The organism is uncultured Dysgonomonas sp. (assembly GCF_900079725.1).
Lineage (GTDB): Bacteria > Bacteroidota > Bacteroidia > Bacteroidales > Dysgonomonadaceae > Dysgonomonas.
Genome location: NZ_LT599032.1, coordinates 440,651 through 465,351, shown reverse-complemented (window position 1 = coordinate 465,351; position 24,701 = coordinate 440,651). Strand labels below are relative to the sequence as shown.

The window sequence follows — 24,701 nt, the reverse complement described above, 5'->3', positions numbered from 1 at the left end:
TTGTTATATAAATTCATAGGAGAAAAGCAGAAAATAAAGTAAGGAATGGCAACAATCAAAGCATTTATAAGAACAACGGTAAAATCTAAAAAGGTATTTATCAGGCTAAGGCTGTCTGATGGGCGGGATTTTACTCGATATGGGGTAACCAATATTGAGGTACTTCCTGAGTTTTGGGATGCGGCAAGACAAGAAGTAAAGAATAGAGCTATATTGCCTAAAGGATTCAACAAGGAGGAAATAAATACAGCGGTTAAGTTCGCTAAAGAGAAGATTGAACAGGCTTACAAAGATGTAGCTGATAACAGACTTCTTTCAGATGATTGGATTGATAATGTTTTGTTAGACAAGAAACAAGATGTAGAAGATGAAAAACCTACGACATCTGAGCTATTCCATTTATATTTATCTGAGTCTAAAGTGTCAGAATCAAGACTAAAACAGGTGGCTGTAGCTGGAAGAATGCTAGAACGGTTTACTTTAGTTAATAATATGGAGTTAACGAATAAAGCCTCTGTATTAAAATTTGAGGAGTTTCTTCGCAATGAACACCTTATACAAAAAATATATCCTCAATACTATACAGATGTAAAAGACATAAAGCCAAGAGGGCAGAATACGCTCAATTCAAAGCTGAAAATGATTAGTGCATTCTATTCATGGGCTTTAAAAAACAAACATTTAGACTCTCATCCGTTTGAAGATTTCGAGTTTAGCCCTGATGTATATGGTGATCCAATACCCTTGTTGCCAGAAGAAGTTGAGTTAATATTCAACTCTAAAGTTCACAAAGGGTTAGATTTGGTAAAAGATATGTTTTGTTTACAGTGCTATTTAGGCTGTAGAGTGGATGATTTTGTACACCTCAAGAAAAGTAATGTAAATGGAGATATACTTACTTATGTTGCTTCCAAGACAATCAATAGCAATCCTAAAACGGTATATGTTCCTCTAGTAGATAATGCAATATCTATTATAAATAAGTATGGAGATTCTGATGATAGATTGATCCCATTTATGAATGTAGATGGAAAAGATGGTTATAATAAGCAAATAAAGAATTTACTACAATATTTAAAGATTGACCGCAGTGTGGTTATAATAAACCCCATAACACGTCAACCTGAAACTAAAAAAATATACGAAGTTGCAAGCACACACACCGCAAGAAGAACATTTATAAATTCGAATTATAAGGAAACGCAAGACCCTGCCCTTATAGCCCAGATGACAGGACACTCTGAAAACTCAAGATCATTCTCAAGATATAGAAATATTGACATAGATATTCTTCGTGAACAAGTGAAGAAAGCATATAAGTCTAAATAAAATCGGTTGTGCAACAAACCTAAATTTGCACAACATCTACTTTATATCAATACATATTAGTATATAAAAAGATGCAAGGTTGAATCTATATTGAAATAATAATCAAACACTTATGGATATTTTTGATAATTAATGATAATATAAGACTAATCCTGCCGTGGTCACTTTTAGAAAGTAAATGAGCGTGTAAATCAATGGTTTACACGCTTTCTCTTTCAGGTACTTACAGAATCACTTACAAAACTGAGCCTTTTGCCTCTCTTCAAAATAAATTTCAAAAAATAATCTATAAATAATTTGCGTATGTAAAATATTATTGAATATATTTGCATCGAATGTTTGAGTCGAATTTTATACGAAAGTATGAGATTTGGCTTTTTTGTGTTTATATACCTACCTCGTACTTTTCTTTAAAAAACCGCATCAGCAGCTTGTAATAGAAAGTATAAAATATAGTATGAATTGTTTCATAAAAAAGCGAATAATTACTTATTTGATTTGTTGCGAATGTATGCTAATTTATCCTGAAATACATCAGCGATCTTATATGCTCGGTTTTTCGCTTCATCTGCTACCGATCCAATGAAAAGGTTATCTACGGTTTCTGTAAAAAGAGTTAGCCAACGATCAAAGTGTTCTTTATTTATTGGTAATTTTGCATGCGGAGGAAATGGGAAGCCATCATATACAGGATCTCCAAATAATCGACTTTGCCAGAAAAGATACAGTTTTTCAAGATGTTCGTTCCAATGGTCTTGGATTGCATTGTTAAATATAGGGCCTATTAAGTTATCTTTTCTGACTTTACCGTAAAACATATTAACCATTTTCTTTATATCGTCTATGTTTTCTATATCTTTAGTTGGTATCATAGTTATTTTTATTTTAAATAGGATACAACAAAGATAGATATTTATTCCAAGTACCACTTCAATGTATCAATAGTTCCGTCACAAGGGATTTGCAATCACTTGTTTGATATTGAAAGGATTTACAATCCGCTATAAGAATCCTATCAGTTTATCTTCAGCAGGATTGTTTATCCATACTATATACCTTTTGTTCAGCGAAGCAAAAAACAACAACACGAAAAAAGTATAATATCTGTTACCTTTGTTACCTTTTCCCATACTCAATATAATTCACTAAATTTACCACAGTCTATAGAGATAGATAACCCCAATGTCAAGGGCAGGACAAAATATACCTATACAGCCACAGGAGTGAAACTACAAGTTATCCACGAGACGGATATGAGTTTGCAGGCAGCTACCGTTATGGCAACAGCCCCGTTTAACGCTCAGGCTGCAGAGGTAAAGACCACAGATTATACAGGCAACAAGGTTTATGAAAACAACACCCTCAAGCGGATACTGATAGATGGGGAATATATAAAAGGTATGACTTATTATTTCTACCTTTTTTATGTAATGCAGGAAATTAGGACTTATAGCTGAAAATATCGATAAATGTCTTAATTTGTAATCATTTATACTCCTAACTGATTATCTGTAACAAGAGGAGCATGTCAGGATTTGAGATGGGTATAAAACAAACAAATGGTGGTAAAAATGGTGGTTTTTAATATCTATGAGGAAGGTAGAAATATTGGATTTGAGAAGTTTAATTATCCTGATCTTACTTATTAATTGGAATTTTTTTTATTTTAGATATATACAAATAATTATGAAAAAGATCGGTATATTATTTTGTCTTTGTTTATTGTTTTATAATTGTGATAGCCCATCATCTTCGATTAAGGATAAAAAGACATTAGAGCGTTTAATAGATAAAGCTTTGAATGAAAATGATGAATTTGCATACTGTGAAGTAAGGAGTCATTTTTTTTCAGAAGAAAGGCTTCAGGATTTTTGTTATTATGCAATAAAGATGGCTAATAAATATGATTATCCGGATGCATATTATGATGTTTTTAGAACATTAACTCTTACTGAAAATGCACCAATAGATAGCTTAGATAATAAGACTAAATGTTTAGCTTTATACTATTTATTAAAATCAAAAGAATTAGGTTCCGAAATCGGAAAATATGATATAGAAAATATATTTTCAGATAGTATTCCTAATTCAACTTATTATTTGGAAGAAATGTTAAGGGAATAATCCTCTCATACTGATCTCTTCCAATTTGTAATTCGAAGAGGATTAACGTATGAATTTACCATCTGCTGTAAATGTCTTATTATCGGCAGAATTGTTTATCTAATTTTCGTTTGAGCATAAGAGTCAGTTTAAAATGTTTTGTTATTTCTGTTTTTTAATATTTACCGATGAAAATAATTTTGATACTAACATTTGCAATTTTACTTAATTCGTGCGTAGTACTTGAATCTATGCTCGGTCTAGATCGGTGTAATTATACTAATTGTGATAGAAAATGTATAGACAATTGCGACTACTGTGCAATTCACTGCGATAAATTTAATGTTCCTGAAGGCTTCGATTCAAGAATAGGCAAGTCAATAGATGATCAAATATATCTATATAAAAAACAAGAAAAGAAGCGTGACTAGAATACAAATTTCTCTTTTGTATTTAAAGGATTATGAGGTCAAGTATCTCAGAGGTTATGCATTCTTATTTATTAGATTGTTATCAGTGAGTCCGTTTAAATTAAAAGTACGATACATTTATAGGACGTAGTATAATTGAGAAATCACTTTTTTCTTAAATTTTTTCCTTCAAAGTTGCAAATAGCTTCTACCCAATCTTCTGGTATTGGCTTGGACTTATGCTGAATTAAGTCGTAGGTAACCATTGTTGACCGACAAAAACATTTTTCTTCCCCGGTATTAACATCGATAACACGTTGAGCAAGCTCAAAACTTTTTGTTCCAATAGCCGTTACTGCGGTTTGTGTTGCTATGTAGTCGGCCCCAAATATCTGGGATTTGAACACTACATTGATTTCAACCACAACAATCGCTTCTTCCTCCCAGTTTACATTCGGGCAAATAGTTTCAATGTAATTAGTTTTCCCTAAATCATAGAAGGTAAAATAAACTGTATTATTAAGATGTCCGAACCGATCAATGTCATTAGCTCTCAATTGTAGGGGAATGGTATGTTTAAATGATATTTCATCCATAATATTCATCTTATTTTTCGGCAAAGTTATGATATTATTGTAAAATAGATCTCCGCTTTATCATTTATATTTTTCTGTGCAGGATGTTAGTTAGCGTATGTTTTAAGATAAAACTAGATTTTAAATTGAAAGTAAGGAATACCTCAGTGATTTTTGTATTAAAAACTGTTTGAATGTTTAATATTGACTAAATTATGTTATTTTTATGTTTTATTTGTGAAGCCTGGAGATGACATTTATCTATATAATAAGAAAGAAACATCCTCTATATAAAGTGCCTGAAATTATAAATTAAAGACGAATACTAAATATCTTAACTATGAAGCCTGCCCAGACTCTTTTCTTGCTGTCCCTGTGGATGGCATTACCCGGTTTTTGTCAATTGAATAGTCCTCACAATTATCTATACTCGGGCGATGTGTTAATTAAACGACAACTAAATATAATAGTGCTATGAGAAGATATACTGCATATGCAATAATAATGTTTTTATGTTCATTATCTGTATTTTCTCAATACGATAAAGTTGATATACAAATGCCCACTGCAACATCTTTAATGCGGTATACAGATTATCCTGTAAGTCATAAAACCGGAATTCCTGATATTAAAATTCCGCTACATACATTAAAGGCAGGAGATAAGATTATTCCTATCGAATTGAGTTTTCATATAGACAATTTTATGCGCTCGAATCAAATCCCTGAATCTACAGGAGCAGGATGGACTTTGAATACAAATATACAGATCAGCAGGAGTATAAATGGAAAAGATGATTTTAAAGCAGGTGGATATTGCAACGTCCCTGCATATCCCGGCCCTTTCGATTATAACGATCAGGGAAGCGATAAGGATGTCATAAGAGATAATCTATATAAATCGAAATTATCAGTGGACGGTGGAATGGGTGGTATTGACGGCGAATCGGATAAGTATTATTACAATATACTCGGCAAGAGCGGAACCTTTTATCTGCAAAGAGTAAAAGATAAACCAAATGAAATTAAATGCATTTCGGTTCCTTTAGATGGTGTGAAAATAATATTGGTGAAACCTTGGGTATTTACAATCATAGATACCGATGGAACTAAATATTTATTCGAAGGCGGGGGACGAGATTACAGAACACCTACAAATTATTATGATGAAAGTGTTATAGCATGGAAATGTAAAAAAATAGTTAGCCCTAATGGAGACGAGATCGAATTTGTATACAATACGGTTTATAAGCCTAACGGGGGAAGCATTGTAGAGTTTACTTCTCGCCTGGAACTATATGATGATCAACGAAATTATGCCGGGCCTTATGATGACCGATATAGTCAATGTAATGGTGGAAATTATTTGTTGGTAAAAGAAACTCCTTTTTGGAAAATAATCGGACCTAAGATGAAACGTTACGCCGGCTTCGGGAACGATCTGAAAACGATGAATGCAGGTGGTGCTTTTGAAGATTCTTTTTCCGACTATCCGGTGGGTGGTTCCCCGTCCGCGACTTATTGGTATATGAGTTCGGATTACCTTGATGAAATTCGGTTCAGAGGAGGAAAAGTATTGTTTACATATAAAGATAACTCAATAATGATTTCTATAAAAATTGTAGATAATCAAGGAAAAGTAACAAAAGCAATTACATTAGAACAAGAAGGCGGAGGGAATAATCAGGTATATAGCGACCAATTTTATAATAGGATATTAAAGACGCTGAAAATTAATGATGAAACTTACTCTTTTCATTATGGCTATCAGAGGAAAGGATATGTAGAAGCAGACTTCTGGGGGTATAACGGGGGGTACCCGGGGGGCGAATACGGAGGTGCAGGCTCTATGGCCAACTTAGAACAAGATATAGATGTACAATGGGGGCAGAATCCTTGGGGGATAAAATCCTTTTGGGGGTGTGAGCCGATTAGCAACCCTTATGTTTGGTACCATCTTTTAGGAAAGACATCTAGTGATATCTTTAATGTCAGGCCGGACTTCACATTGCTGAAAATTAAGTATCCGACAGGAGGCAGTACCGAGTTTATTGTAGGTCAAAACTTATTCCGGAGCAGGTTTGATAATCAGATCAAAGGTGCGGGAGGTTACAGGATACAACGAATAAAATTTTATGATGGAATAAATACTAATCCGATTAAAGAAAAAATATATAAATATGGGCCAGCTGAAGATGGGACAGGTATAATAAGAGATGAGCCTTCATTTTCTTCTTATCCTAAAACCGATTATACAGAACAGGTTATAAAGTACTATTTGTCAGATATTAATCCATCATTCTTCTTTCAAACAGAGCGTAAGCGAGTTTTTTTTGGAACAAGTACCAAAGCGATGACTTTTGGCAATGGTTCGCCAGTTAATTATAATGAAGTTTCTGAATATGAATCTGATATGGGGCAAGAAACTGGCAAAACAGTATATAAATACGATTTAAAGAATTATGTACCTGCTTATACTTCACCAACTGATCCTTATCCGTTCGAGCAAGAAGAATGGGATATGGGAATGCTGGATTCTGTCATTATTTATAAATATAATAGCAGCTTAGATAAATATGAGTGGCAAAAGAGAAAGAAGTATGTGTATAATGCATATTATCAGTCTGCTCAGATATTCAGGGAGAAAGTATGGATGCATGAAATTCCTGAGGTAATAACCGGATTGAACAGACATTATTTAGATGTTCTTGCCGATCTTGCAGTCTTTTATCATAAATATAATGGTCTGAAAACAGGGGTGATGCAGCTTATTAAAGAGGTAGAATATATTAAGGAAAAAGAAGATATACTGATCGAAGAAACAGAATATTACTATGACAATCCGAATAAATATACGACTGGCAGAAAAATTAAAAAGCTAAGTGATGGAACGGTTTTAACAGAGCAGACTACTTATCCGGAAGACTACTTATCCGGTAATTTTATTGCTGATCTGCTTAATAAGAATATGACATCCTTTCCAATAGAAAAGATCGTGTACCGTAATGAAAACATCATTTCAGGAGAATTTTTAAATTATAATATATCAGGTCAGATATCTACAGTCGATCATTTGGAGGATAATATTGCTATTACCGATTTTAAGTTATCAAATAAAGGAACTAATGGTAAATATACACCGGATACTCCTAATACCATCATAAGTAAAGATAATCGCTATAAGCAAAAATTTGCTCTGATTTATGATAGCTATGGCAATATAAAAAATATAGTACCACAAGCTGCATTCCCAGTCGTTTATCTTTGGTCATACTCGGGCCGATATCCTATAGCGGAAATAAAGAACGCTACACTAACCGAAGTTACCGCGGTTCTGAATTCTATTTTTGGAGTAAATAGTGTAGATGCACTGTCCGCACTAGCCACACCAAACGAAGGAAAGTTAAAGGACGGCAGCCTACAGCGATCATTACCTGATGCCCTTGTTACCACCTACACTTATCAGCCTCTTGTTGGCCTCTTGACGGTAACAAACCCATCCGGTACTACTGTTTATTACGAGTACGATACCTTCGGTCGCCTGAAACGAACCAAAGATGTAGATGGAAAAACCATTCAGGAATACGATTATCATTATCAAAACCAATAAAGATATCACTCTGAAAAAATATTTATCTATGCCATATATCTACTAATTTTTACTAAGATGATTGTTCGCCGCACAACACAAGTCTCAGCAGATTATTGTTTATCTTATAATAAATAAAGCGAATTCATTCAGCAGCCTATGTTTACTATGCTTAGGGAATTTTTAGAATGATACAAACTTACATTTATTAAAAAGATGTATCTTTGTCGGAGTTTTATATTATTGCACAAAGAAATAATCAATATATGTTGACATCTCTGTTAGAAAAATTGGGACGATATACGCTTCTCATGCAAAAGGTCTTTACCCGGCCTCAGAAGTGGAACGTGTTTTTTCGTCAGTTCTTTGCCGAAATGAGCAAACTGGGAGTAAATTCCATCTGGATAGTTATTATTATCTCATTCTTTATCGGAGCTGTAATCGTAGTACAGATTAAGTTGAATATAGATTCTCCTTTTATGCCACGATATACAGTGGGGTATGTATCCCGTGAAATTTTGATTCTGGAATTCTCGTCTACTATAATGTGTCTTATACTAGCCGGAAAGGTAGGATCTAATATTGCCTCAGAAATAGGGACAATGCAGGTAACCGAACAGATAGACGCCCTTGAAATCATGGGAGTAAACTCTGCAAATTATATCATTCTTCCTAAAATTACAGCATTAATGGCTTTCATTCCTGTGCTGGTGGTATTAAGTATGGTGTTTGGCGTTATTGGTGGTTTTGCAGTTTGTATAATAGGACAGATAATGCCTGCCGATACATTCCAATATGGATTACAATCGTTCTTTAAAGAGTTCTATGTCTGGTATGCGATTTTAAAAACAATTGTGTTTGCTTTTATCATAGCTTCCGTAGCTTCTTTTTATGGCTATGCCGCCAGGGGTGGTTCTTTGGATGTGGGTAAAGCCAGCACGGATTCTGTAGTGATGAGTAGTATTCTTGTACTCGTGTCGGACTTATTAATCACTCAATTGATGATGTCATGATAGAAGTAAAAAACTTAGATAAGTCGTTCGACGGTCGCGAAGTGCTGAAAGATATAAATATTGTATTCGAAGCGGGTAAGACAAATCTTATAATAGGTCGGAGTGGTTCGGGAAAAACCGTACTTCTCAAGAACTTAGTCGGTCTGATGCGACCGACCAGCGGGCAGATACTATATGATGGACGGGATCTTCCAAAAATGAAAGCGGCAGAGGTAAAAGCATTACGTCAGGAAATGGGTATGATATTTCAGGGGTCTGCCTTATTCGATTCTATGACAGTATTCGAAAATGTCAACTTTCCGTTGATGATGTTTTCCGATATGTCGAAAGCCGAGCAGGCAAAACGCACGCAATTTTGTCTCGAAAGGGTAAATCTGGCGGATTCAGGCCATCTATATCCTTCCGAAATAAGTGGAGGTATGATGAAACGTTCGGCTATTGCCCGTGCTATCGCGCTTAACCCGAAATATCTGTTTTGTGATGAGCCTAATTCAGGGCTTGACCCCCAGACCTCATTGGTTATTGACGACCTGATACACGATATCACAAAAGAATATAATATGACAACGATTATCAATACCCATGATATGAATTCGGTGATGGGAATCGGTGAGCGGATCAACTATATCAAAGAGGGAAATCTGGAATGGCAGGGTACCAGTGCCGACGTGATGTCTTCGACAAACGAAGATTTCAATGATTTTGTCTTTGCTTCCGATTTATTCAAGAAAGTTAAGGCGGCAGAAAACGAAGGTATAAAACTAACATAAAAATTGGCTAAATCCACTGGATTAATAAACTATGAAAATCATATCATACAACGTTAACGGTATACGTGCCGCTGTAAATAAAGGGCTATACGAGTGGATGGAAAAAGAATCGCCGGATATACTCTGCTTGCAGGAGATAAAGGCGATGGAAGAACAGATAGATGTATTGACCATTCAATCATTGGGGTATCATTATTATTTTCATTCCGCAGAGAAAAAAGGATATAGCGGAGTTGGTATTCTGACAAAAAAGAAGCCTGACTTTGTAAAATCAGGTATGGATATGCCGGTGTATGATAGAGAGGGTAGGGTGCTTCGTGCCGATTATGGTGATATGACAGTGATTTGTGTCTATATCCCTTCCGGAACAATGGGGGATATACGTCAGGATATAAAAATGAAATTTCTTGCCGATTTCACTAATTTCATAAATGAACTACGCAAAGAAAGGCCTCAGATACTTATCTGTGGCGACTATAATATTTGTCATAAACCAATAGATATAAGTCATCCGGAACGTCATACCAAGGATTCAGGATTCTTGCCTGAGGAGCGTCAATGGTTCGATGAATATATTGCTACAGGATTGATAGATACCTTCCGGGTATATGACGAAAGTTCCGATAAATACAGTTGGTGGAGCTATCGTGCCGGAGCCAGAGCAAAGAATCTGGGTTGGCGTATCGACTACCATATTATATCCGAAGAAGCTAAGCCTCGTCTTAATGGGGCGGCAATATTAAGCGAGATAGATTTCTCGGATCATTGCCCGATAGTAGTGGAGATGGATTTTTGACGATATCTTTAAGCATTGCAAAAATATAAGAAGAGGGATTTTTTTAGTAAAAAGTCCCTCTTGTTGTTACAATTTTACAGCTTTCAGCGTCATGTATAAAACACTAAAAGAATAATTATGAAAAAGTACTTGAGTTTTCTTATTTTAGCCTTTCTGTCTATTGCTATACAAGCGCAGTCTGATTTTAAAAAATCTGTAGAGGCAGATTATCAACAAATGGCTGATTATATAAAGAAAAAAGATTATAACTCTCCTATTTTTATCTTAAAGGGAATAGAAAACCGCTATAGCTTGTTGCCTAATGATGAAAAGAAAAACTATGATGGGTTACTCAAGGATATTTATTACAATCTGGCATGTTGTTATGCCATGACAGGAAAGGAAACGGAAGCACTAGTCTCGTTAGAAAATGCGATAAAAGAAGGTTATGTTAATTATGCTCATATAAAGAAAGATACAGATTTAGATTCGTTGAGAGACTTAATGAAATTCAAGGAATTATTAGAACCTCTTCGTCAAAAGGGGGATTATGTTTATATTCTTCAGCAGTCAGGCTCATATATGAAAGAACCACCCGCTTTTACTTATCAGCAGCCTGCAGATATAGAACTAGTGAAACTTAAAGAGTATTTCAATCTGGATTCTATAGCTGGAAACGGTAATGAAGTTTCTAAAATACTGAATTTGATGACCTGGTCGCACAATCTTATCAGGCACGATGGAAGCTATATGCCTCCGGTTGAAGAGCGTACTGCGATATCATTTTATGAATATGTAAAGAAAAATGATAAAGGAATAAATTGCCGGGCATTAGCTATATTTCTGAATGAATGTTATCTGGCTATGGGTTTTAAATCCTATTTTATAACATGCTTGCCGAAGAATGAGGATGATCCGGACTGTCATGTTATAAATTCAGTATATTCAACGGTACTAAATAAATGGATATGGATAGATCCTACGTTCAATGCATGGGTAAAGGATGAAAAAGGAAATATGTTGGGAATAAGAGAGGTCAGGACGCGCATTATAGAAGGGCTACCGGTTTTTATTAATGAGGAAGCAAACTGGAATAATAAGACAAAATATACCAAAGAAATGTATATTGATAGTTATATGTCCAAAAACCTATATTGGTTTAACCGTTCAGCAAAAAGTGAAATTAATACGGATATGACACGGGAATACAATTGCAAAGTTGCCCTTCTTCCTTTAAATCATTACTTGAAGAATAGAGATAGTCTTACATACTACAGTCATGACGATAATTATTTCTGGGAAAACCAATAACTATCCCTGAGATATAGATTTAATAAATAACTAATAGCTTGTGATAAACGAGCTATTTTGCTTTTTATTTATTAATTTTGTGTCCGTAAGTCGCTTCGGCTTTGAACATATATTGTTTCTTAGTGTTAAAAGGGTTAGTGAACACTAAGATGATTATTTAAACAACATAAAATTTATAATGGCAAACTTATTAAACATAAAAGACTTGCATGCCAATGTTGAAGGCAAGGAAATACTTAAAGGATTGAATCTTGAAGTTAACGAAGGCGAAATCCACGCAATAATGGGGCCTAACGGAGCCGGTAAAAGCACTTTGGCTTCTGTGCTTGTAGGTAATCCTAACTTTGAAGTAACAGAAGGAGAGATAGATTACAGAGGACACGATTTACTCGATATGGATCCCGAAGACAGGGCGCGTGAGGGCCTTTTTCTTAGCTTCCAGTATCCTGTGGAAATACCCGGTGTGAGTATGACTAACTTTATGCGTGCCTCCCTAAACGAAATTCGTAAACATAGGGAACAAGAACCGATATCGGCTTCCGACTTCCTAAAAATGATAAGAGAAAAGAGAGAACTGGTAGAACTTGATAAAGACCTTGCCGGACGTTCGGTTAATGAAGGCTTTTCGGGTGGCGAGAAAAAACGTAACGAGATATTCCAAATGGCTATGCTAGAGCCGAAACTGGCAATCCTGGACGAAACCGATTCAGGGCTTGATATAGATGCGCTTCGCATTGTTGCTGCCGGCGTAAACAAGCTGAGACGCAAAGATAATGCAACAGTGGTGATTACCCATTATCAACGCTTGCTTGATTATATCAAACCGGACTTTGTACATGTTCTTTACAAAGGGCGTATTGTAAAAAGTGCGGGGGCAGAATTGGCTTTGGAGCTTGAAGAAAAAGGTTACGATTGGATTATTAAAGAATTTCAGGAATAATGATAGAAAATCAATATATAGACATATTTAATCAGTACAGGGATAAGATAGATTCTAAGTCTGCACAAGAATTGAATAGTCAACGCGATAAAGCTTTCGAAGCCTTTCAGAAACAAGGTTTTCCGACAAAGAAACTGGAAGATTATCTTTATCTGGATGTTGCCGCAGAATTTATGCCTGACTTCGGATTGAACTTGAATCGTGTTCCATTTCAGGGAAATCCATATGTGGCATTCAGATGTGAAATCCCTAATATGACAACAAATCTGTACTTTGTACTCAATGATTTGTTTCATCAGGAACATAGTCCTAAGGTAGAATATCCTAAGGGGGTATTTGTAGGTAGTTTGAAGCAGTTTGCAGAGGAGAAGCCTGAAGTTTGTCGTAAATATTACGGGCAGATAGCAGATGTGAATAACAATGGTATTATTGCCTTTAATACGATGTTTGCTCAGGATGGGCTGGCAATATATGTGCCTAAGGGGGTGGTTGTTGAAGAGCCTATACAATTAATTAATATACTGAAAAGTGAGTTCAATTATCTTGTAAATCGCCGTATACTGATTATTGCGGAGGACGATGCTCAGGTGAAATTGCTTATCTGTGACCATACAGTGGACGAATCACACTTTTTGGCTACTCAGGTAACGGAGATATATGCCGGGCGTAATGCGATTGTTGACTGTTACGACTTGGAAGAAAACTCGGATAAGGTGACACGTCTGACAAATACATTTGTGCTTCAAGAGGGTTCTTCGAATGTATTGGTAAACAATATGACGTTGAATACAGGTGTGAGCCGTAACAATTATAATGTAAAGCTAAACGGGGAGCATGCCGAAGCGTATGTATGCGGGATGGTTATTGCCGACAGGCAGCAATATGTAGATAATTTTGCGTTTCTCGATCATGCCAAACCTCACTGTACAAGTACTCAGTTGTTTAAATATGTATTGCAGGACGAAGCTAAAGGCTCTTTTTGTGGTCGTATTCTGGTAGAGAAAGATGCTCAGAAAACAATGGCATACCAGTCTAATAACAATCTTTGTATATCGCCCAATGCAAAAATGTATGCTAAGCCCCAGCTCGAGATATATGCTGATGACGTAAAATGTTCTCACGGTCTCACAACAGGGCAACTGGACGAAGAAGCACTGTTCTATCTCCGTTCGCGTGGTATAGGATATGATGCCGCAAAACTGATGTTGATGCAGGCGTTTACGGCGGGAGTTTTGGAGCATGTGCGTATCCCACGTTTGAGAGAAAGATTGCAGGATCTGGTTGAAAAACGCTTCCGCGGAGAAAGTGCACGTTGTGGTAACTGCCTGGTGTGCAAATAAGATTAGTGGTTATAAATTTAAGTTATGAGTTACAATCTGCTACAGATTGCTAACTGCTAACTGCTAACTAAGAAAAATGGATATTGAAAAAATAAGAGCTGATTTTCCTATTTTGTCTACTACCGTCTATGGTAAGCCACTTATCTATTTCGATAATGGTGCCACCACTCAAAAACCAAAATGCGTAGTAGAAGAAGTAGAAAAAGTATATTACACCACGAATGCAAATGTGCATCGTGGTGTACATCGTTTAAGCCAACAGGCCACTGATTTGGCAGAGGAATCGCGTGCTGTGGTGCAGCAATTCATTAATGCAAAGCATAGTAGGGAAATTATCTTTACCAAAGGTACTACAGAATCTATCAATCTGGTGGCACATAGTTTTTGCCAGCAGTTTTGCAAAGAAGGTGATGAAATTATCATTTCAGTAATGGAGCATCACGCTAATATTGTTTCCTGGCAATTGCAGGAAGAGATAAGAGGCATACGGTTAAAGGTTATTCCGATCAACGAAAAAGGTGAGCTGAGGATGGATGAGTTCAAAAAGCTCATATCACCAAAGACTCGCTTAGTATCGGTCATGCATATATCCAATGTATTAGGTACAGTGAATCCGATAGAAGATATTATTGAGATTGCGCATAGTCACGATATTCCGGTGCTAATAGATGCAGCACAGTCTGTGCAACACATGGAGGTGGATGTGCAAAAACTCGATTGTGACTTTCTTGTTTTCTCGGCGCACAAAGTATATGGACCGAATGGAGTAGGGGTACTTTACGGAAAAGAGAAGTGGCTGAACCAGATGCCACCTTATCAGGGAGGAGGAGAAATGATAAGTCAGGTGTCGTTCAAGAAGACGACATTCAATGAATTACCATTCAAATTTGAAGCCGGTACACCTAATTATCCGGATGTAATAGCCTTCGCAAAAGCTATAGGCTATATAAAAAATATAGGTCTGGACTCAATAAAAGAATACGAAGATCAGTTATTAAACTATTGTACCGATGAATTGAAGAAAATAGAAAATATCCGTATTTTCGGCACTTCTGACAATAAGAGCAGTGTTATTTCGTTCCTTATAGGAAATATTCATCATTACGATATGGGAATGCTTTTGGATAAAATGGGAATAGCCGTTCGCACAGGCCACCATTGTGCCCAGCCACTAATGGAAGAGCTTGGTATAGAAGGTACTGTGAGGATTTCGATTGCATTTTATAATACAAAGGAAGAGATAGATAAGCTTATTGAAGGTATAAAACGGGTAGTAACCATGTTTGGCTAATGATAGCTATTAATCTCAAAAAAACATAATTGTAAAAGTTTATTTTCAAATTATAAAAGCTTTGTGTAAATTTGCAAACTAATTTTTGAGTAGAATGAAGATTAAAATTCTGTGTACACTATTATTGGCCTTATTACTAGCTTCGTGTGGAGAGTATAATAAAATACTGAAAAGCCGTGATGCCGAGCTGAAATATACATATGCCAAGAAATATTTTGATGAAAAGAAATATGGTAGAACAACTACTTTGTTGGATGAAATTCTTTCTACATACACAGGCTCATCCAAAGAGCAGGAAATTTTATTTTTGATGGCTCAGGCCTATTTCTACGACAAAGATTATACTACAGCAACTCAGTATTATACAAGATACTATAACAAATTCCCTAAAGGGGATTACACCGAACTCGCGAGGTTTAATGCCGCATATGGTCTCTATCTTGATTCACCTGATGCCCGTTTAGATCAGACAAGTACGATAAGGGGGATCCAGGAATTCCAAAATTTTCTAGAGTATTTCCCTCAAAGTGAAAAGGCTCCCGAAGCTCAGGATTTGATGTTCAAACTGCAGGAAAAACTGTCATATAAAGAGTTTTTGGCTGCCCGCCTTTATTTCAACTTAGGGTTGTATATGGGTAATAATTATGAGTCTTGTATCGTTACATCGCGTGAAGCGCTGAAGAATTACCCGTTTTCGGAGTTTTCAGAAGAATTTCAGATACTAATTGTGAGATCAAGATATGAACTGGCATATTACAGTATTGAAGAAAAGAAACCTACCCGCTACCGTGAATTAATGGACGAACATTTCAACTATAAGAATATGTTTCCTAGCGGAAAATACCTCAAAGAAAGTGAAAGATACTACCGTCAGGCTTTAAAAGCGCTTGGACAGGAAGCCGATCAGATCACCAATGAGGCAGTACAACAAGAATTAAGTAAATAAGCAAAATATTCTACTAATATAAATTAAAGGATTAAAATGGATTACAGAAAATCAAATGCAGCCAGCAATACAGTAACCAGAGATATGATGACTTTGTCGGAAGATACAGGTAATGTATATGAAACTGTGAGAATCATATCAAAACGTTCTAATCAGATCTCTGTGGAAATGAAACAGGATTTGGATAAAAAGTTGCAGGAATTTGCTTCATATAACGATAATCTGGAAGAAGTTTTCGAAAACAGAGAACAAATAGAAATTTCCCGTTATTATGAGAAGCTGCCTAAAGCAACGCTGATCGCTGCTCAGGAATATACAGAAGGTAAACTTTATTACAGGAATCCAAATAAGGATAAAGACAACTTCTAATAATAATGATACAGCGTATACAAACGATATTTTTACTGCTGACAGCTATTTTAATGGGGGTGACAGCTTTATGTCCTTTGATAGAAATCGTTGATGGGGGTAAGTTGGTAATTACGTATTATTCATTTGGTATAGGGAAAGTCTTTGGTGGTGAATTTCCTACATGGGGAGTTCTTATTTTTGCTGTTATAAGTGGGTTATTGGCATTGGTCAATATCTTTCTTTATAAGAAAAGAAAGTTACAAATAAACATAGGGTATATCACTGCTCTTCTAATCGTTGTGTATTACATTACTGCGATGGTATATCTGAATGCATTTCTAGGTAAGATAGATAGTGCTTATACTATAAATCTCCAATTCGGCATTATACTCCCTGTTGTAGCGCTTATTTTTAATTTGTTGGCTATTTCCCGGATAAAGAAAGATGAAAAGCTGGTAAAATCGTTAGATCGTATACGGTAATAAAGAAGAAATAATTTAAAAAGGAGAAGATCGAAATCTTCTCCTTTTTTGTGTTTATGTAAATGATGAGATATTATTATTTATTCCGGCTCATCGGTATCGAGGCAGAAAGGGTGTCCCGCAGGGTCAATCATCGTTCTTGATGTTCTGAAATATTGCTCTTCTGCAAGTTTAGCACCGTATTTAATAGCTGTTTGTACAGCTTCCTCCAAGTTATCTACATAGAAGTCGAGATGTAGCATTTGTCCTTGTTTTCCTTGCGTCCATGGCCATACTGGAGCTTCATAGCCCTCTACTTCCTGAAATGCAATTACTGTACCTGATAGGGATGTAATTGCCGCCCACCCGTTTGCCTGTGGATGTGTCCATTCCCAATCTAATAGCTTACTATAAAAATCGGCCATGATACCTGCATCAGCACAATCTATTACAATATTGATCTTTTTTATTGATAACTTGGTTTCAAAACCTGTACTCATATTAAAGTTCCTGATATATGATTATTTTTTCTTTACACCTATCCAGGTCAGTTTTTTCCATACATATTCCAGTGGTCCATGTTTGTGGTTTTTCATCCACCAGCAGCAGAAGAAGTATTGCAATATAAATAGTACTATTCCCAGCAAGAATGAATAAGTTATTCCCAGTTTATTGTGCATACCTAATCCCCAGTTATAGAAAATAAATGAACCTATAACAGATTGCATAATATAATTAGTCAGTGTCATCTTTCCATAAGGGCGAAGTTTATCCAACCAGCTATGGCCTTTAACGGTATGATAGTAAACAAGAATTATCAGGGACACTAGAAATGCCATAAAGCCCATATTAGCCAGTGATCTAATAATTAACCGCAAAGGTGTTAATATTGCCTTGTTCTCTATAAATCCGGAAAGCATGTTTGCCAAACCGTTTAACGGGAAAAAGCAAATAATTCCGACAACTAAAGCTCTCATCCAGAAGCGGCTGTTCTTTTCATTGTATAGCAATAGGCCTGCTTTTCCCATTACCATACCGAACATAAATAGGGCCGGAGTCTGGAAGAAACGGGCATTTTCCCATGCCCAAGCGAGACTGGCTAGCTGTCCGTCCCAAAGATTCATCTTTACTGTTTCAAGGAAAGTTCCATTACTTTGTACCGGATATGCCTGCGCCCAGTAATAATTGGCCAAAGGTTCTGCCGGAATATAATTCGGATTGAATAAGGCGTAAAAGAGTTTACCCCATTCCATCGGCTGTAATATGAGTATTGTAGCAATGATAACGACAGTCTTAATCTTTAGCCGGGCCACAAAGATGAGTGATATGCCGACAATGGAATAAAGCACCAATATTTCACCTGTGAAAAACATGGCATTAATATTTCCCCAAATGAATAAGAGGAATAGCCGCCACAGGAAACGCAGTCTAAAATCATTTCCTCGTTGCAACTGGTTGTTGTCCTGTATAAAGAAACTGAATCCAAACAAAAGGGCAAAAATGCCATAGGCTTTCCCTCCAAAAATAAAGAAAAGGGAATCCCATATAGATTTGTCAGTAAACTGTAACCAGGGACTGTCGACCTCCGGAAATGAATAAAAATTGAAATGTTCAATACTGTGAAGGAGAAAAATTCCCATGATGGAGAATCCTCTCAGGGCATCTGCGACATCTATTCGCTGTTGTGTCTTAATCATGATAATCAGTTACAAAATTTAGAACTGCAAGATATTACTATTTTTTCTAAATAAATGTAGAATAATTATTCATTTTAGATGTACGCATTCGTCTTTTTAATATACCTACACATTTTAACCTATTATCTCCATCAAGGCCATACAAGCCGTCTCTACATTCGGAATATGCTGAATACTTACCGAGCGTTTACCGTTACGTTCTTTCAGCTCGCAACTGCGCGGATATTTCTGTATATAATCCAGTAGTTTATCAAAGGCTTTCGACTGATAGTAGGGTGACTCCGGATTGGAGATAAGGAACAGGCTCATACGTCCGCCTTTCAGTACCACCTTTTCTATACCGAGTGTTTTTGCCAGTATTCGTAAACGAACAACCATGATTAGTTCGCGACCTTCGGGCGGTATTTTACCGAAGCGGTCTTCGAGCCGTAATATGAAGTTTTGCACATCTGTTTCGCGTTCCATATTATCCAGTTCACGATAAAGCGTGATGCGTTCCGAATCGTTTGGTATATATGTGGCAGGGAAAAGTAATTCCAGATCGCTTTCTATCTGTACGTCGTCCACAAAGTTATCTCCGGCTATTTTTTCATCGCCATCGGTTTCATGGTAGATGTCAGCAAATTCGTCATTCTTCAGTTCGTTAACCGCTTCTGTCAATATTTTTTGATATACTTCATATCCTAAATCGGCGATAAATCCGCTTTGCTCTGCTCCGAGTAGGTTTCCTGCACCCCGTATATCCAAATCCTGCATGGCTATATGGAATCCGTGACCAAGCTCGGAAAAATTTTCTATTGCCTGCAAACGCCTTCTGGCTTCGGGTGTCAATGTATGGAGGGGAGGAGCAAGGAGGTATGCAAAAGCCTTCTTATTGCTTCGCCCCACACGTCCGCGAAGCTGGTGTAAATCGCTCAACCCGAAGTTCTGTGCATTGTTTACGATGATTGTATTTGCATTCGGTATGTCTATTCCCGATTCTATGATGGATGTGGCGATCAATACGTCATATTCATGGTTTACGAAATCTATAATTACCGATTCCAGTTTGGCAGGGTCCATTTGTCCGTGACCGACTACTACACGTGCATCAGGAACCTCACGCCGGATAATATCCTCCAGTTCGTAAATGTTTTTTATACGATTGTTGATAAAAAATACCTGACCGTTGCGGCTCATTTCAAATTCTATGGCTTCGCGTATGATATGCGGATCGAATGTATGCACTTCGGTCTGTATAGGGTAGCGATTTGGCGGTGGGGTAGTGATAGCAGATAAATCCCGTGCACCCATCAAAGAGAACTGTAATGTGCGTGGTATAGGAGTGGCTGTCATCGTGAGTGTATCCACATTCGATTTCATCTGTTTCAGCTTTTCTTTTACCGCTACTCCGAATTTTTGTTCCTCGTCTATTATCAGTAATCCAAGGTCTTTAAACTGTATGTCCTTACTCACTATGCGGTGAGTCCCTATCAGTACATCTACCTTACCCTCCTTCAGATCGTTCAGAGTTTCTTTTATCTGGTTTGCACTGCGAGCACGGCTGATGTATTCTACACGGCACGGAAAATCCTTCAGCCGTTCCCTGAATGTCTGGTAATGCTGATACGCCAGTACGGTAGTGGGTACTAGCACAGCTACTTGTTTGTTGTCTGATACAGCCTTAAAAGCCCCCCGGATAGCCACTTCCGTTTTGCCGAAACCTACATCTCCGCATATGAGCCGGTCCATAGGTTTACTGTTTTCCATATCCTGTTTTACGTCGGCCGTTGCTTTCACCTGATCGGGAGTATCCTCATAGATAAAGGATGCTTCCAATTCATGCTGTAAGAATGAATCGGGAGAAAACTTGAATCCTTCTTCCTGACGTCGTTTAGCATATAATTGAATCAGGTCGCGGGCAATATCTTTTACTTTGCTTTTGGTCTTTTCCTTTATCTTGTTCCAAGCGCCGGTTCCCAGTTTATTGATGCGAGGCGGTTCGCCTTCTTTGCCTCTGTATTTGGATATTTTATGAAGGGCATGCAGGGATACAAAGATGGAATCGTTGTTGAGATATATCAGCTTGATAAGCTCCTGCATCTTCCCGTTCATATCGGAGCGGACAAGCCCGCCGAATTGTCCTACACCGTGGTCGATATGAACAATGTAGTCGCCTATCTGAAATTGTTGTAATTCTTTGAGTGATAGGGCAAACTTACCGGAACGCACCCTGTCCGATTTCAGGTTATATTTATGATAGCGGTCGAATAACTGGTGGTCGGTAAAACAGCATATCTTCAATGTTTCGTCACTGAACCCTTCCGATAATGTCCTTTCTACCGGTATGAAGGTAATATTGTCGCCCCTGTCTTCGAAGATAGATTGCAGGCGTTTATGTTGCTTTTCACTGTCGCTCAGAATGTATATTCTGAAGCCTTTCTCTATATTTTTATGGAAAGTCTCACTTATCAGGTCAAAGTTTTTATGGAAGGGTGGTTGCAGGTTTGTTTCAAACTCTATTGTTGCTTCGGGTATACCTCCTGCTCTTGCTCCGAAATGAATATGCCTGAATCCGTTTATCAGGTTTGCATATTCTTCCCTGTTGGATAATTTAATCTGTATGTCTTTTTCATATTCGGGATTGTCGAGAATTGCAGAGTCATTGTAGACAGATTCTATTTTTTCTTCAGCCCATGCAAAGTCTTTGAATCCGATTATGCTGTCTTTAGGAATCAGTTTTAATAATGAGTCCCTGTCCAGATCGGATTTTTGCATATCAGGTATAATCTGTATCTGTTGCAAACGCTCTTTCGACAATTGTGTCTCTATATCGAATGTGCGTATTGTGCTCACTTCATCGCCGAAAAAGTCGATACGGTACGGGAATTCATAAGAAAAAGAGAATACATCGAGAATACTCCCTCTAATAGCGTATTGCCCGGGTTCGTAAACATAGTCTACATATTCGAACCCGAAGCTATCCAGCATCTCTGATACAAAGCCGCGGTCTACTTCTTCGTTAACATTGATGTGTATTGTATTCTTTTCCAGAATACTTTTTGCAACAACTTTCTCAGCGAGCGCTTCCGGATATGTAATTATGATCAGATGCTTGTTGTCTGTCTGTAATTTACCCATCACTTCGGTACGGAGTATTTCGTTTGCAGTATCTATTTGTCCGTATTTGATGGCACGTTTATATGCTGACGGGAAGAATAGTACTTTATCCGTATCCAGTATCTGTATCAGGTCGTGATAAAAATAGCCTGCACTTTCCAGGTCGTTCAGGATATACAGGAAACAATCGTCCGTTTTGTGGTAGACGGCTGCTGCAAACATCGCAGCCGATGAGCCTTGTAGTCCTTTTGCATAGAGGCTTTTATGCTTCGGCAAAATATTAACAACAGCAGATATGTTTTTATGAGACTCGAAAACCTCTTGTAAAGCAGCTAATTTCAATGTAGTAAACTTATTTAATCTTCGGGATACAAAAGTAGTAAAAAACATACTACAAATTCTATACCAAAGCTTAATTCTGATTGGTCTGTCAATAACAAAAGAGTGAGAATCATAGTCCTCACTCTTTCTATTAAATAAAATAGAATATTATTTTCTCAATGTAAGTATCTCTTTTATTGTATCGGCTGTTATATTATGACATTCGCCTAACTTCCAGCCACGTTCGGCAAGCCGTTTACTTACCTTTTCCACGGCTTCGTTACCGAGGTTATAGTCAGACAAATGTGTTTTAACACCCATTGTTTCAAAGAAATTCTCTACAGCTTTTATTGTCTTCTCTATAGCTCCGTCACCTTGTATGCCGAATACTTCGCGGCCAAGACGGATTATTTTCTTCGACTTCTGTTCTTTCAGCACGGTCATTACTCCCGGCAATACGATCGCTAATGTTTGCGCATGGTCTAAGCCGTAGAATGCTGTAATCTCATGGCCTATCATATGTGTAGCCCAGTCCTGAGGCACACCGCAGTTTATCCATCCGTTGAGCGCCCATGTCGAAGCCCACATCAGATTTGCGCGTACATCATAATTATGGGGATCGCTCAACGCTTTCGGACCTTCTTCTACCAGTGTTTTAACGATGGCTTCGGCCATATTATCCTGCAGCAGGGAATTACTCTCGCTATATGTGAGATATTGCTCCATCACATGTACAAATGCATCTACAACGCCGTTCCCTACCTGACGTACAGGCAGACTGAATGTTACTGTAGGGTCGAGTACAGAAAATAACGGATAAGTGAAGTCGGAAGAAAAGGCGAGTTTTTCCTCTGTGGATACACGGGTAATAACACCTCCATTGTTCATTTCCGAACCTGTGGCCGGTAAAGTGATAATATCGGCAAATGGCATCGCTTTTTTTATTTCGCTGCCTTTCGACAGGATATCCCACGGTTCGTTGCCCTCGAAAAGGGCTGCTGCCGCGATAAATTTAGTAGCATCCAGTACCGAGCCTCCACCAACGGACAGAAGGAAAGTTATCCCTTTTTCCTTGATAAACTCTACAGCTTTCATGCAAGTCTCATAATGCGGATTGGGCTCTATTCCTGCGAATTCGTACCATTCAAAGCCTTCGAGGGCTTTCACTGTCTGGTCGTATACTCCGTTCTTTTTGATACTGCCACCACCGTAAGTTATCAATACTTTGCTACTTTGCGGTATTTCGTTTGTTATTTCCTTGATTGTATCTTTCCCGAATATGATTTTGACGGGATTTGCATAAGCGAAGTTGTTCATAATTGTATCTTTTTGTAACTGGAGCAAAGGTATATCATTTGATAGAATATGTATATGCATTAATTATTAAAGTTGTTAAAAAATAGTCTAAATGAAGAGCACCGACACAATATATTTTTTCAGAAGGAATAAGCCCAATCTTTTTATTTACTTTTATCCATCAAAAAAATAGAAGGATGAAAAAACTTACGGTTTTAATATTTCTGTTACTCAGCAGTGCCGCTATTTTCGGACAAATCAATCCGGAGGATTCTACAGTGCAGGTCATTGCTTACTGGGATAAAGGGGAGACTCACAATTATAAGGTTATCAACAAGAAGACCCAATTGAAAAATGAAGAAATAATATCTTCAGATTCTGTAGTTTATAATGTAGAGTTATCGGTGCTGGACTCTACGGCAAATTCCTATACCATACAGTGGCTTTATAAGAATAATGCTAATAAAGATCTGAAAGTAATATATAAAACAAATGAACTGGGCGAATTTGAGGAAGTTCTGAACTGGGAAGAAATAAGGGATTTTGTAAACAGGACAACGAACAGCATTCTGCAAGGTTTAAAAAAAGGTGAAACGAGTGATGAATCACTGGGTAAGTTGGAAAAAGAAATAACATCTACTTTCTCAACTAAAGAAGCAATCGAGTCGGTAGGAGTGAACGAAATTATTCAATATCATATGTTTCATGGCGTTACATATAAGTTAGGTGATTATATGGAGGGTGAAATTGAGGTGCCGAATGTATTGGGTTCTAAGCCCTTCACAGCCAATACTTATTTCGGACTGGAAGAGATAATGTCGGATGAAGAATATTTGCTGAAATCGGTGCAAAGCATAGATAAAGAACAACTGACGGTGGCTACACTCGAGTATTTAAAGAAGCTATCGGAATCGGTTGGTAAAAGTTTTGATATGGAAGCAGTACGGAATATGCAATTTGAGAATGAAACCACTACTCATTCAGCCCTTCATGATTCGGGCTGGGTTATTTACAGTATTATGCAAAAGGTAGTCACCAATGGCGATATTACTGTAATAAACGAATGTTCCATAGAAATGGAGTAA

Annotated in this window: 21 protein-coding genes; 15 read left to right on the top strand and 6 right to left on the bottom strand. The window is 37.2% G+C overall.

Annotated elements, in window-relative coordinates:
• Window positions 1–45 precede the first annotated feature (45 nt).
• The gene (locus QZL88_RS01870; RefSeq protein WP_296938303.1) at window positions 46–1,329 is read left to right on the top strand and encodes a hypothetical protein; all 1,284 of its coding nucleotides are present in this window, start codon (window positions 46–48) and stop codon (window positions 1,327–1,329) included.
• Window positions 1,330–1,814: 485 nt separating this feature from the next.
• Here the strand turns inward: QZL88_RS01870 and QZL88_RS01865 are convergent, their stop codons facing one another.
• Window positions 1,815–2,201 carry a group III truncated hemoglobin gene (locus QZL88_RS01865; RefSeq protein ID WP_296938300.1) on the bottom strand — a complete coding sequence of 129 codons (387 nt, stop codon included), beginning with the start codon at window positions 2,199–2,201 and terminating at the stop codon, window positions 1,815–1,817.
• A gap of 351 nt (window positions 2,202–2,552) precedes the next feature.
• Here QZL88_RS01865 and QZL88_RS01860 point away from each other — a divergent pair, with 351 nt between their 5' ends.
• Window positions 2,553–2,786, top strand: coding sequence for a hypothetical protein (locus QZL88_RS01860; RefSeq protein ID WP_296938299.1), 234 nt, complete (start codon window positions 2,553–2,555; stop codon window positions 2,784–2,786).
• Window positions 2,787–3,015: 229 nt separating this feature from the next.
• Entirely contained in the window at window positions 3,016–3,453 is a 438-nt protein-coding gene (locus QZL88_RS01855) for a hypothetical protein (RefSeq protein WP_296938298.1), read from the top strand.
• Window positions 3,454–4,006: 553 nt separating this feature from the next.
• Here the strand turns inward: QZL88_RS01855 and QZL88_RS01850 are convergent.
• Entirely contained in the window at window positions 4,007–4,438 is a 432-nt protein-coding gene (locus QZL88_RS01850) for a thioesterase family protein (protein ID WP_296938297.1), read from the bottom strand.
• 453 nt (window positions 4,439–4,891) lie between these two features.
• Between QZL88_RS01850 and QZL88_RS01845 the strand changes: the two genes are divergently transcribed.
• From QZL88_RS01845 to QZL88_RS01795, 11 genes are all read left to right on the top strand, one after another.
• A complete protein-coding gene (locus tag QZL88_RS01845; RefSeq protein WP_296938296.1) occupies window positions 4,892–8,026 on the top strand; it encodes an RHS repeat domain-containing protein in 3,135 nt (1,044 codons plus the stop codon).
• A gap of 245 nt (window positions 8,027–8,271) precedes the next feature.
• Complete coding sequence (locus tag QZL88_RS01840) at window positions 8,272–9,018, top strand: ABC transporter permease (RefSeq protein WP_296938295.1); 747 nt, start codon at window positions 8,272–8,274, stop codon at window positions 9,016–9,018.
• The gene (locus QZL88_RS01835) at window positions 9,015–9,788 is read left to right on the top strand and encodes an ABC transporter ATP-binding protein (protein ID WP_296938294.1); all 774 of its coding nucleotides are present in this window, start codon (window positions 9,015–9,017) and stop codon (window positions 9,786–9,788) included. The genes QZL88_RS01840 and QZL88_RS01835 overlap by 4 nt, the downstream gene beginning before the upstream one ends.
• 31 nt (window positions 9,789–9,819) lie before the next feature.
• A complete protein-coding gene (locus QZL88_RS01830) occupies window positions 9,820–10,584 on the top strand; it encodes an exodeoxyribonuclease III (RefSeq protein WP_296938293.1) in 765 nt (254 codons plus the stop codon).
• 117 nt (window positions 10,585–10,701) lie between these two features.
• Window positions 10,702–11,874: a transglutaminase domain-containing protein gene (locus QZL88_RS01825; RefSeq protein ID WP_296938291.1), complete on the top strand. Its 1,173-nt coding sequence runs from the start codon at window positions 10,702–10,704 to the stop codon at window positions 11,872–11,874.
• Between the two features lie 178 nt (window positions 11,875–12,052).
• Window positions 12,053–12,814: a Fe-S cluster assembly ATPase SufC gene (sufC, locus tag QZL88_RS01820; RefSeq protein ID WP_296938290.1), complete on the top strand. Its 762-nt coding sequence runs from the start codon at window positions 12,053–12,055 to the stop codon at window positions 12,812–12,814.
• On the top strand, window positions 12,814–14,154 hold the full coding sequence (sufD, locus tag QZL88_RS01815; RefSeq protein WP_296938289.1) for a Fe-S cluster assembly protein SufD: 1,341 nt from the start codon (window positions 12,814–12,816) through the stop codon (window positions 14,152–14,154). Before sufC ends, sufD begins: the two co-directional genes overlap by 1 nt.
• A 76-nt stretch (window positions 14,155–14,230) precedes the next feature.
• Window positions 14,231–15,445: a cysteine desulfurase gene (locus tag QZL88_RS01810; RefSeq protein WP_296938287.1), complete on the top strand. Its 1,215-nt coding sequence runs from the start codon at window positions 14,231–14,233 to the stop codon at window positions 15,443–15,445.
• 94 nt (window positions 15,446–15,539) lie between these two features.
• Window positions 15,540–16,391, top strand: a complete 852-nt coding sequence (bamD, locus tag QZL88_RS01805) for an outer membrane protein assembly factor BamD (RefSeq protein ID WP_006799333.1) — start codon at window positions 15,540–15,542, stop codon at window positions 16,389–16,391.
• 36 nt (window positions 16,392–16,427) lie between these two features.
• A complete protein-coding gene (locus QZL88_RS01800; RefSeq protein ID WP_296938286.1) occupies window positions 16,428–16,760 on the top strand; it encodes a DNA-directed RNA polymerase subunit omega in 333 nt (110 codons plus the stop codon).
• A 5-nt stretch (window positions 16,761–16,765) separates the two neighbouring features.
• Entirely contained in the window at window positions 16,766–17,224 is a 459-nt protein-coding gene (locus QZL88_RS01795; protein ID WP_296938285.1) for a DUF4293 domain-containing protein, read from the top strand.
• Window positions 17,225–17,304: 80 nt separating this feature from the next.
• On the opposite strand, the gene QZL88_RS01790 is transcribed toward QZL88_RS01795, so the two are convergent.
• From QZL88_RS01790 to QZL88_RS01775, 4 genes are all read right to left on the bottom strand, one after another.
• A complete protein-coding gene (locus QZL88_RS01790) occupies window positions 17,305–17,703 on the bottom strand; it encodes a VOC family protein (RefSeq protein WP_296938284.1) in 399 nt (132 codons plus the stop codon).
• Window positions 17,704–17,724: 21 nt separating this feature from the next.
• On the bottom strand, window positions 17,725–18,900 hold the full coding sequence (locus QZL88_RS01785) for a DUF418 domain-containing protein (RefSeq protein ID WP_296938283.1): 1,176 nt from the start codon (window positions 18,898–18,900) through the stop codon (window positions 17,725–17,727).
• A gap of 114 nt (window positions 18,901–19,014) precedes the next feature.
• Entirely contained in the window at window positions 19,015–22,341 is a 3,327-nt protein-coding gene (gene mfd / locus QZL88_RS01780) for a transcription-repair coupling factor (protein WP_296944999.1), read from the bottom strand.
• Window positions 22,342–22,488: 147 nt separating this feature from the next.
• Window positions 22,489–23,637 (bottom strand): iron-containing alcohol dehydrogenase, encoded by a 1,149-nt coding sequence (locus tag QZL88_RS01775; RefSeq protein WP_296938282.1) that lies wholly within the window; start codon window positions 23,635–23,637, stop codon window positions 22,489–22,491.
• A gap of 176 nt (window positions 23,638–23,813) precedes the next feature.
• Here QZL88_RS01775 and QZL88_RS01770 point away from each other — a divergent pair, with 176 nt between their 5' ends.
• Complete coding sequence (locus tag QZL88_RS01770) at window positions 23,814–24,701, top strand: hypothetical protein (protein ID WP_194226163.1); 888 nt, start codon at window positions 23,814–23,816, stop codon at window positions 24,699–24,701.

Coding starts and splice junctions, on each gene's coding strand:
- QZL88_RS01870 (WP_296938303.1), top strand. CDS start 46: ATGGCAACAATCAAAGCATTTATAAGAACAACGGTAAAATCTAAAAAG.
- QZL88_RS01865 (WP_296938300.1), bottom strand. CDS start 2,201: ATGATACCAACTAAAGATATAGAAAACATAGACGATATAAAGAAAATG.
- QZL88_RS01855 (WP_296938298.1), top strand. CDS start 3,016: ATGAAAAAGATCGGTATATTATTTTGTCTTTGTTTATTGTTTTATAAT.
- QZL88_RS01850 (WP_296938297.1), bottom strand. CDS start 4,438: ATGGATGAAATATCATTTAAACATACCATTCCCCTACAATTGAGAGCT.
- QZL88_RS01845 (WP_296938296.1), top strand. CDS start 4,892: ATGAGAAGATATACTGCATATGCAATAATAATGTTTTTATGTTCATTA.
- QZL88_RS01840 (WP_296938295.1), top strand. CDS start 8,272: ATGTTGACATCTCTGTTAGAAAAATTGGGACGATATACGCTTCTCATG.
- QZL88_RS01835 (WP_296938294.1), top strand. CDS start 9,015: ATGATAGAAGTAAAAAACTTAGATAAGTCGTTCGACGGTCGCGAAGTG.
- QZL88_RS01830 (WP_296938293.1), top strand. CDS start 9,820: ATGAAAATCATATCATACAACGTTAACGGTATACGTGCCGCTGTAAAT.
- QZL88_RS01825 (WP_296938291.1), top strand. CDS start 10,702: ATGAAAAAGTACTTGAGTTTTCTTATTTTAGCCTTTCTGTCTATTGCT.
- sufC (WP_296938290.1), top strand. CDS start 12,053: ATGGCAAACTTATTAAACATAAAAGACTTGCATGCCAATGTTGAAGGC.
- sufD (WP_296938289.1), top strand. CDS start 12,814: ATGATAGAAAATCAATATATAGACATATTTAATCAGTACAGGGATAAG.
- QZL88_RS01810 (WP_296938287.1), top strand. CDS start 14,231: ATGGATATTGAAAAAATAAGAGCTGATTTTCCTATTTTGTCTACTACC.
- bamD (WP_006799333.1), top strand. CDS start 15,540: ATGAAGATTAAAATTCTGTGTACACTATTATTGGCCTTATTACTAGCT.
- QZL88_RS01800 (WP_296938286.1), top strand. CDS start 16,428: ATGGATTACAGAAAATCAAATGCAGCCAGCAATACAGTAACCAGAGAT.
- QZL88_RS01795 (WP_296938285.1), top strand. CDS start 16,766: ATGATACAGCGTATACAAACGATATTTTTACTGCTGACAGCTATTTTA.
- QZL88_RS01790 (WP_296938284.1), bottom strand. CDS start 17,703: ATGAGTACAGGTTTTGAAACCAAGTTATCAATAAAAAAGATCAATATT.
- QZL88_RS01785 (WP_296938283.1), bottom strand. CDS start 18,900: ATGATTAAGACACAACAGCGAATAGATGTCGCAGATGCCCTGAGAGGA.
- QZL88_RS01775 (WP_296938282.1), bottom strand. CDS start 23,637: ATGAACAACTTCGCTTATGCAAATCCCGTCAAAATCATATTCGGGAAA.
- QZL88_RS01770 (WP_194226163.1), top strand. CDS start 23,814: ATGAAAAAACTTACGGTTTTAATATTTCTGTTACTCAGCAGTGCCGCT.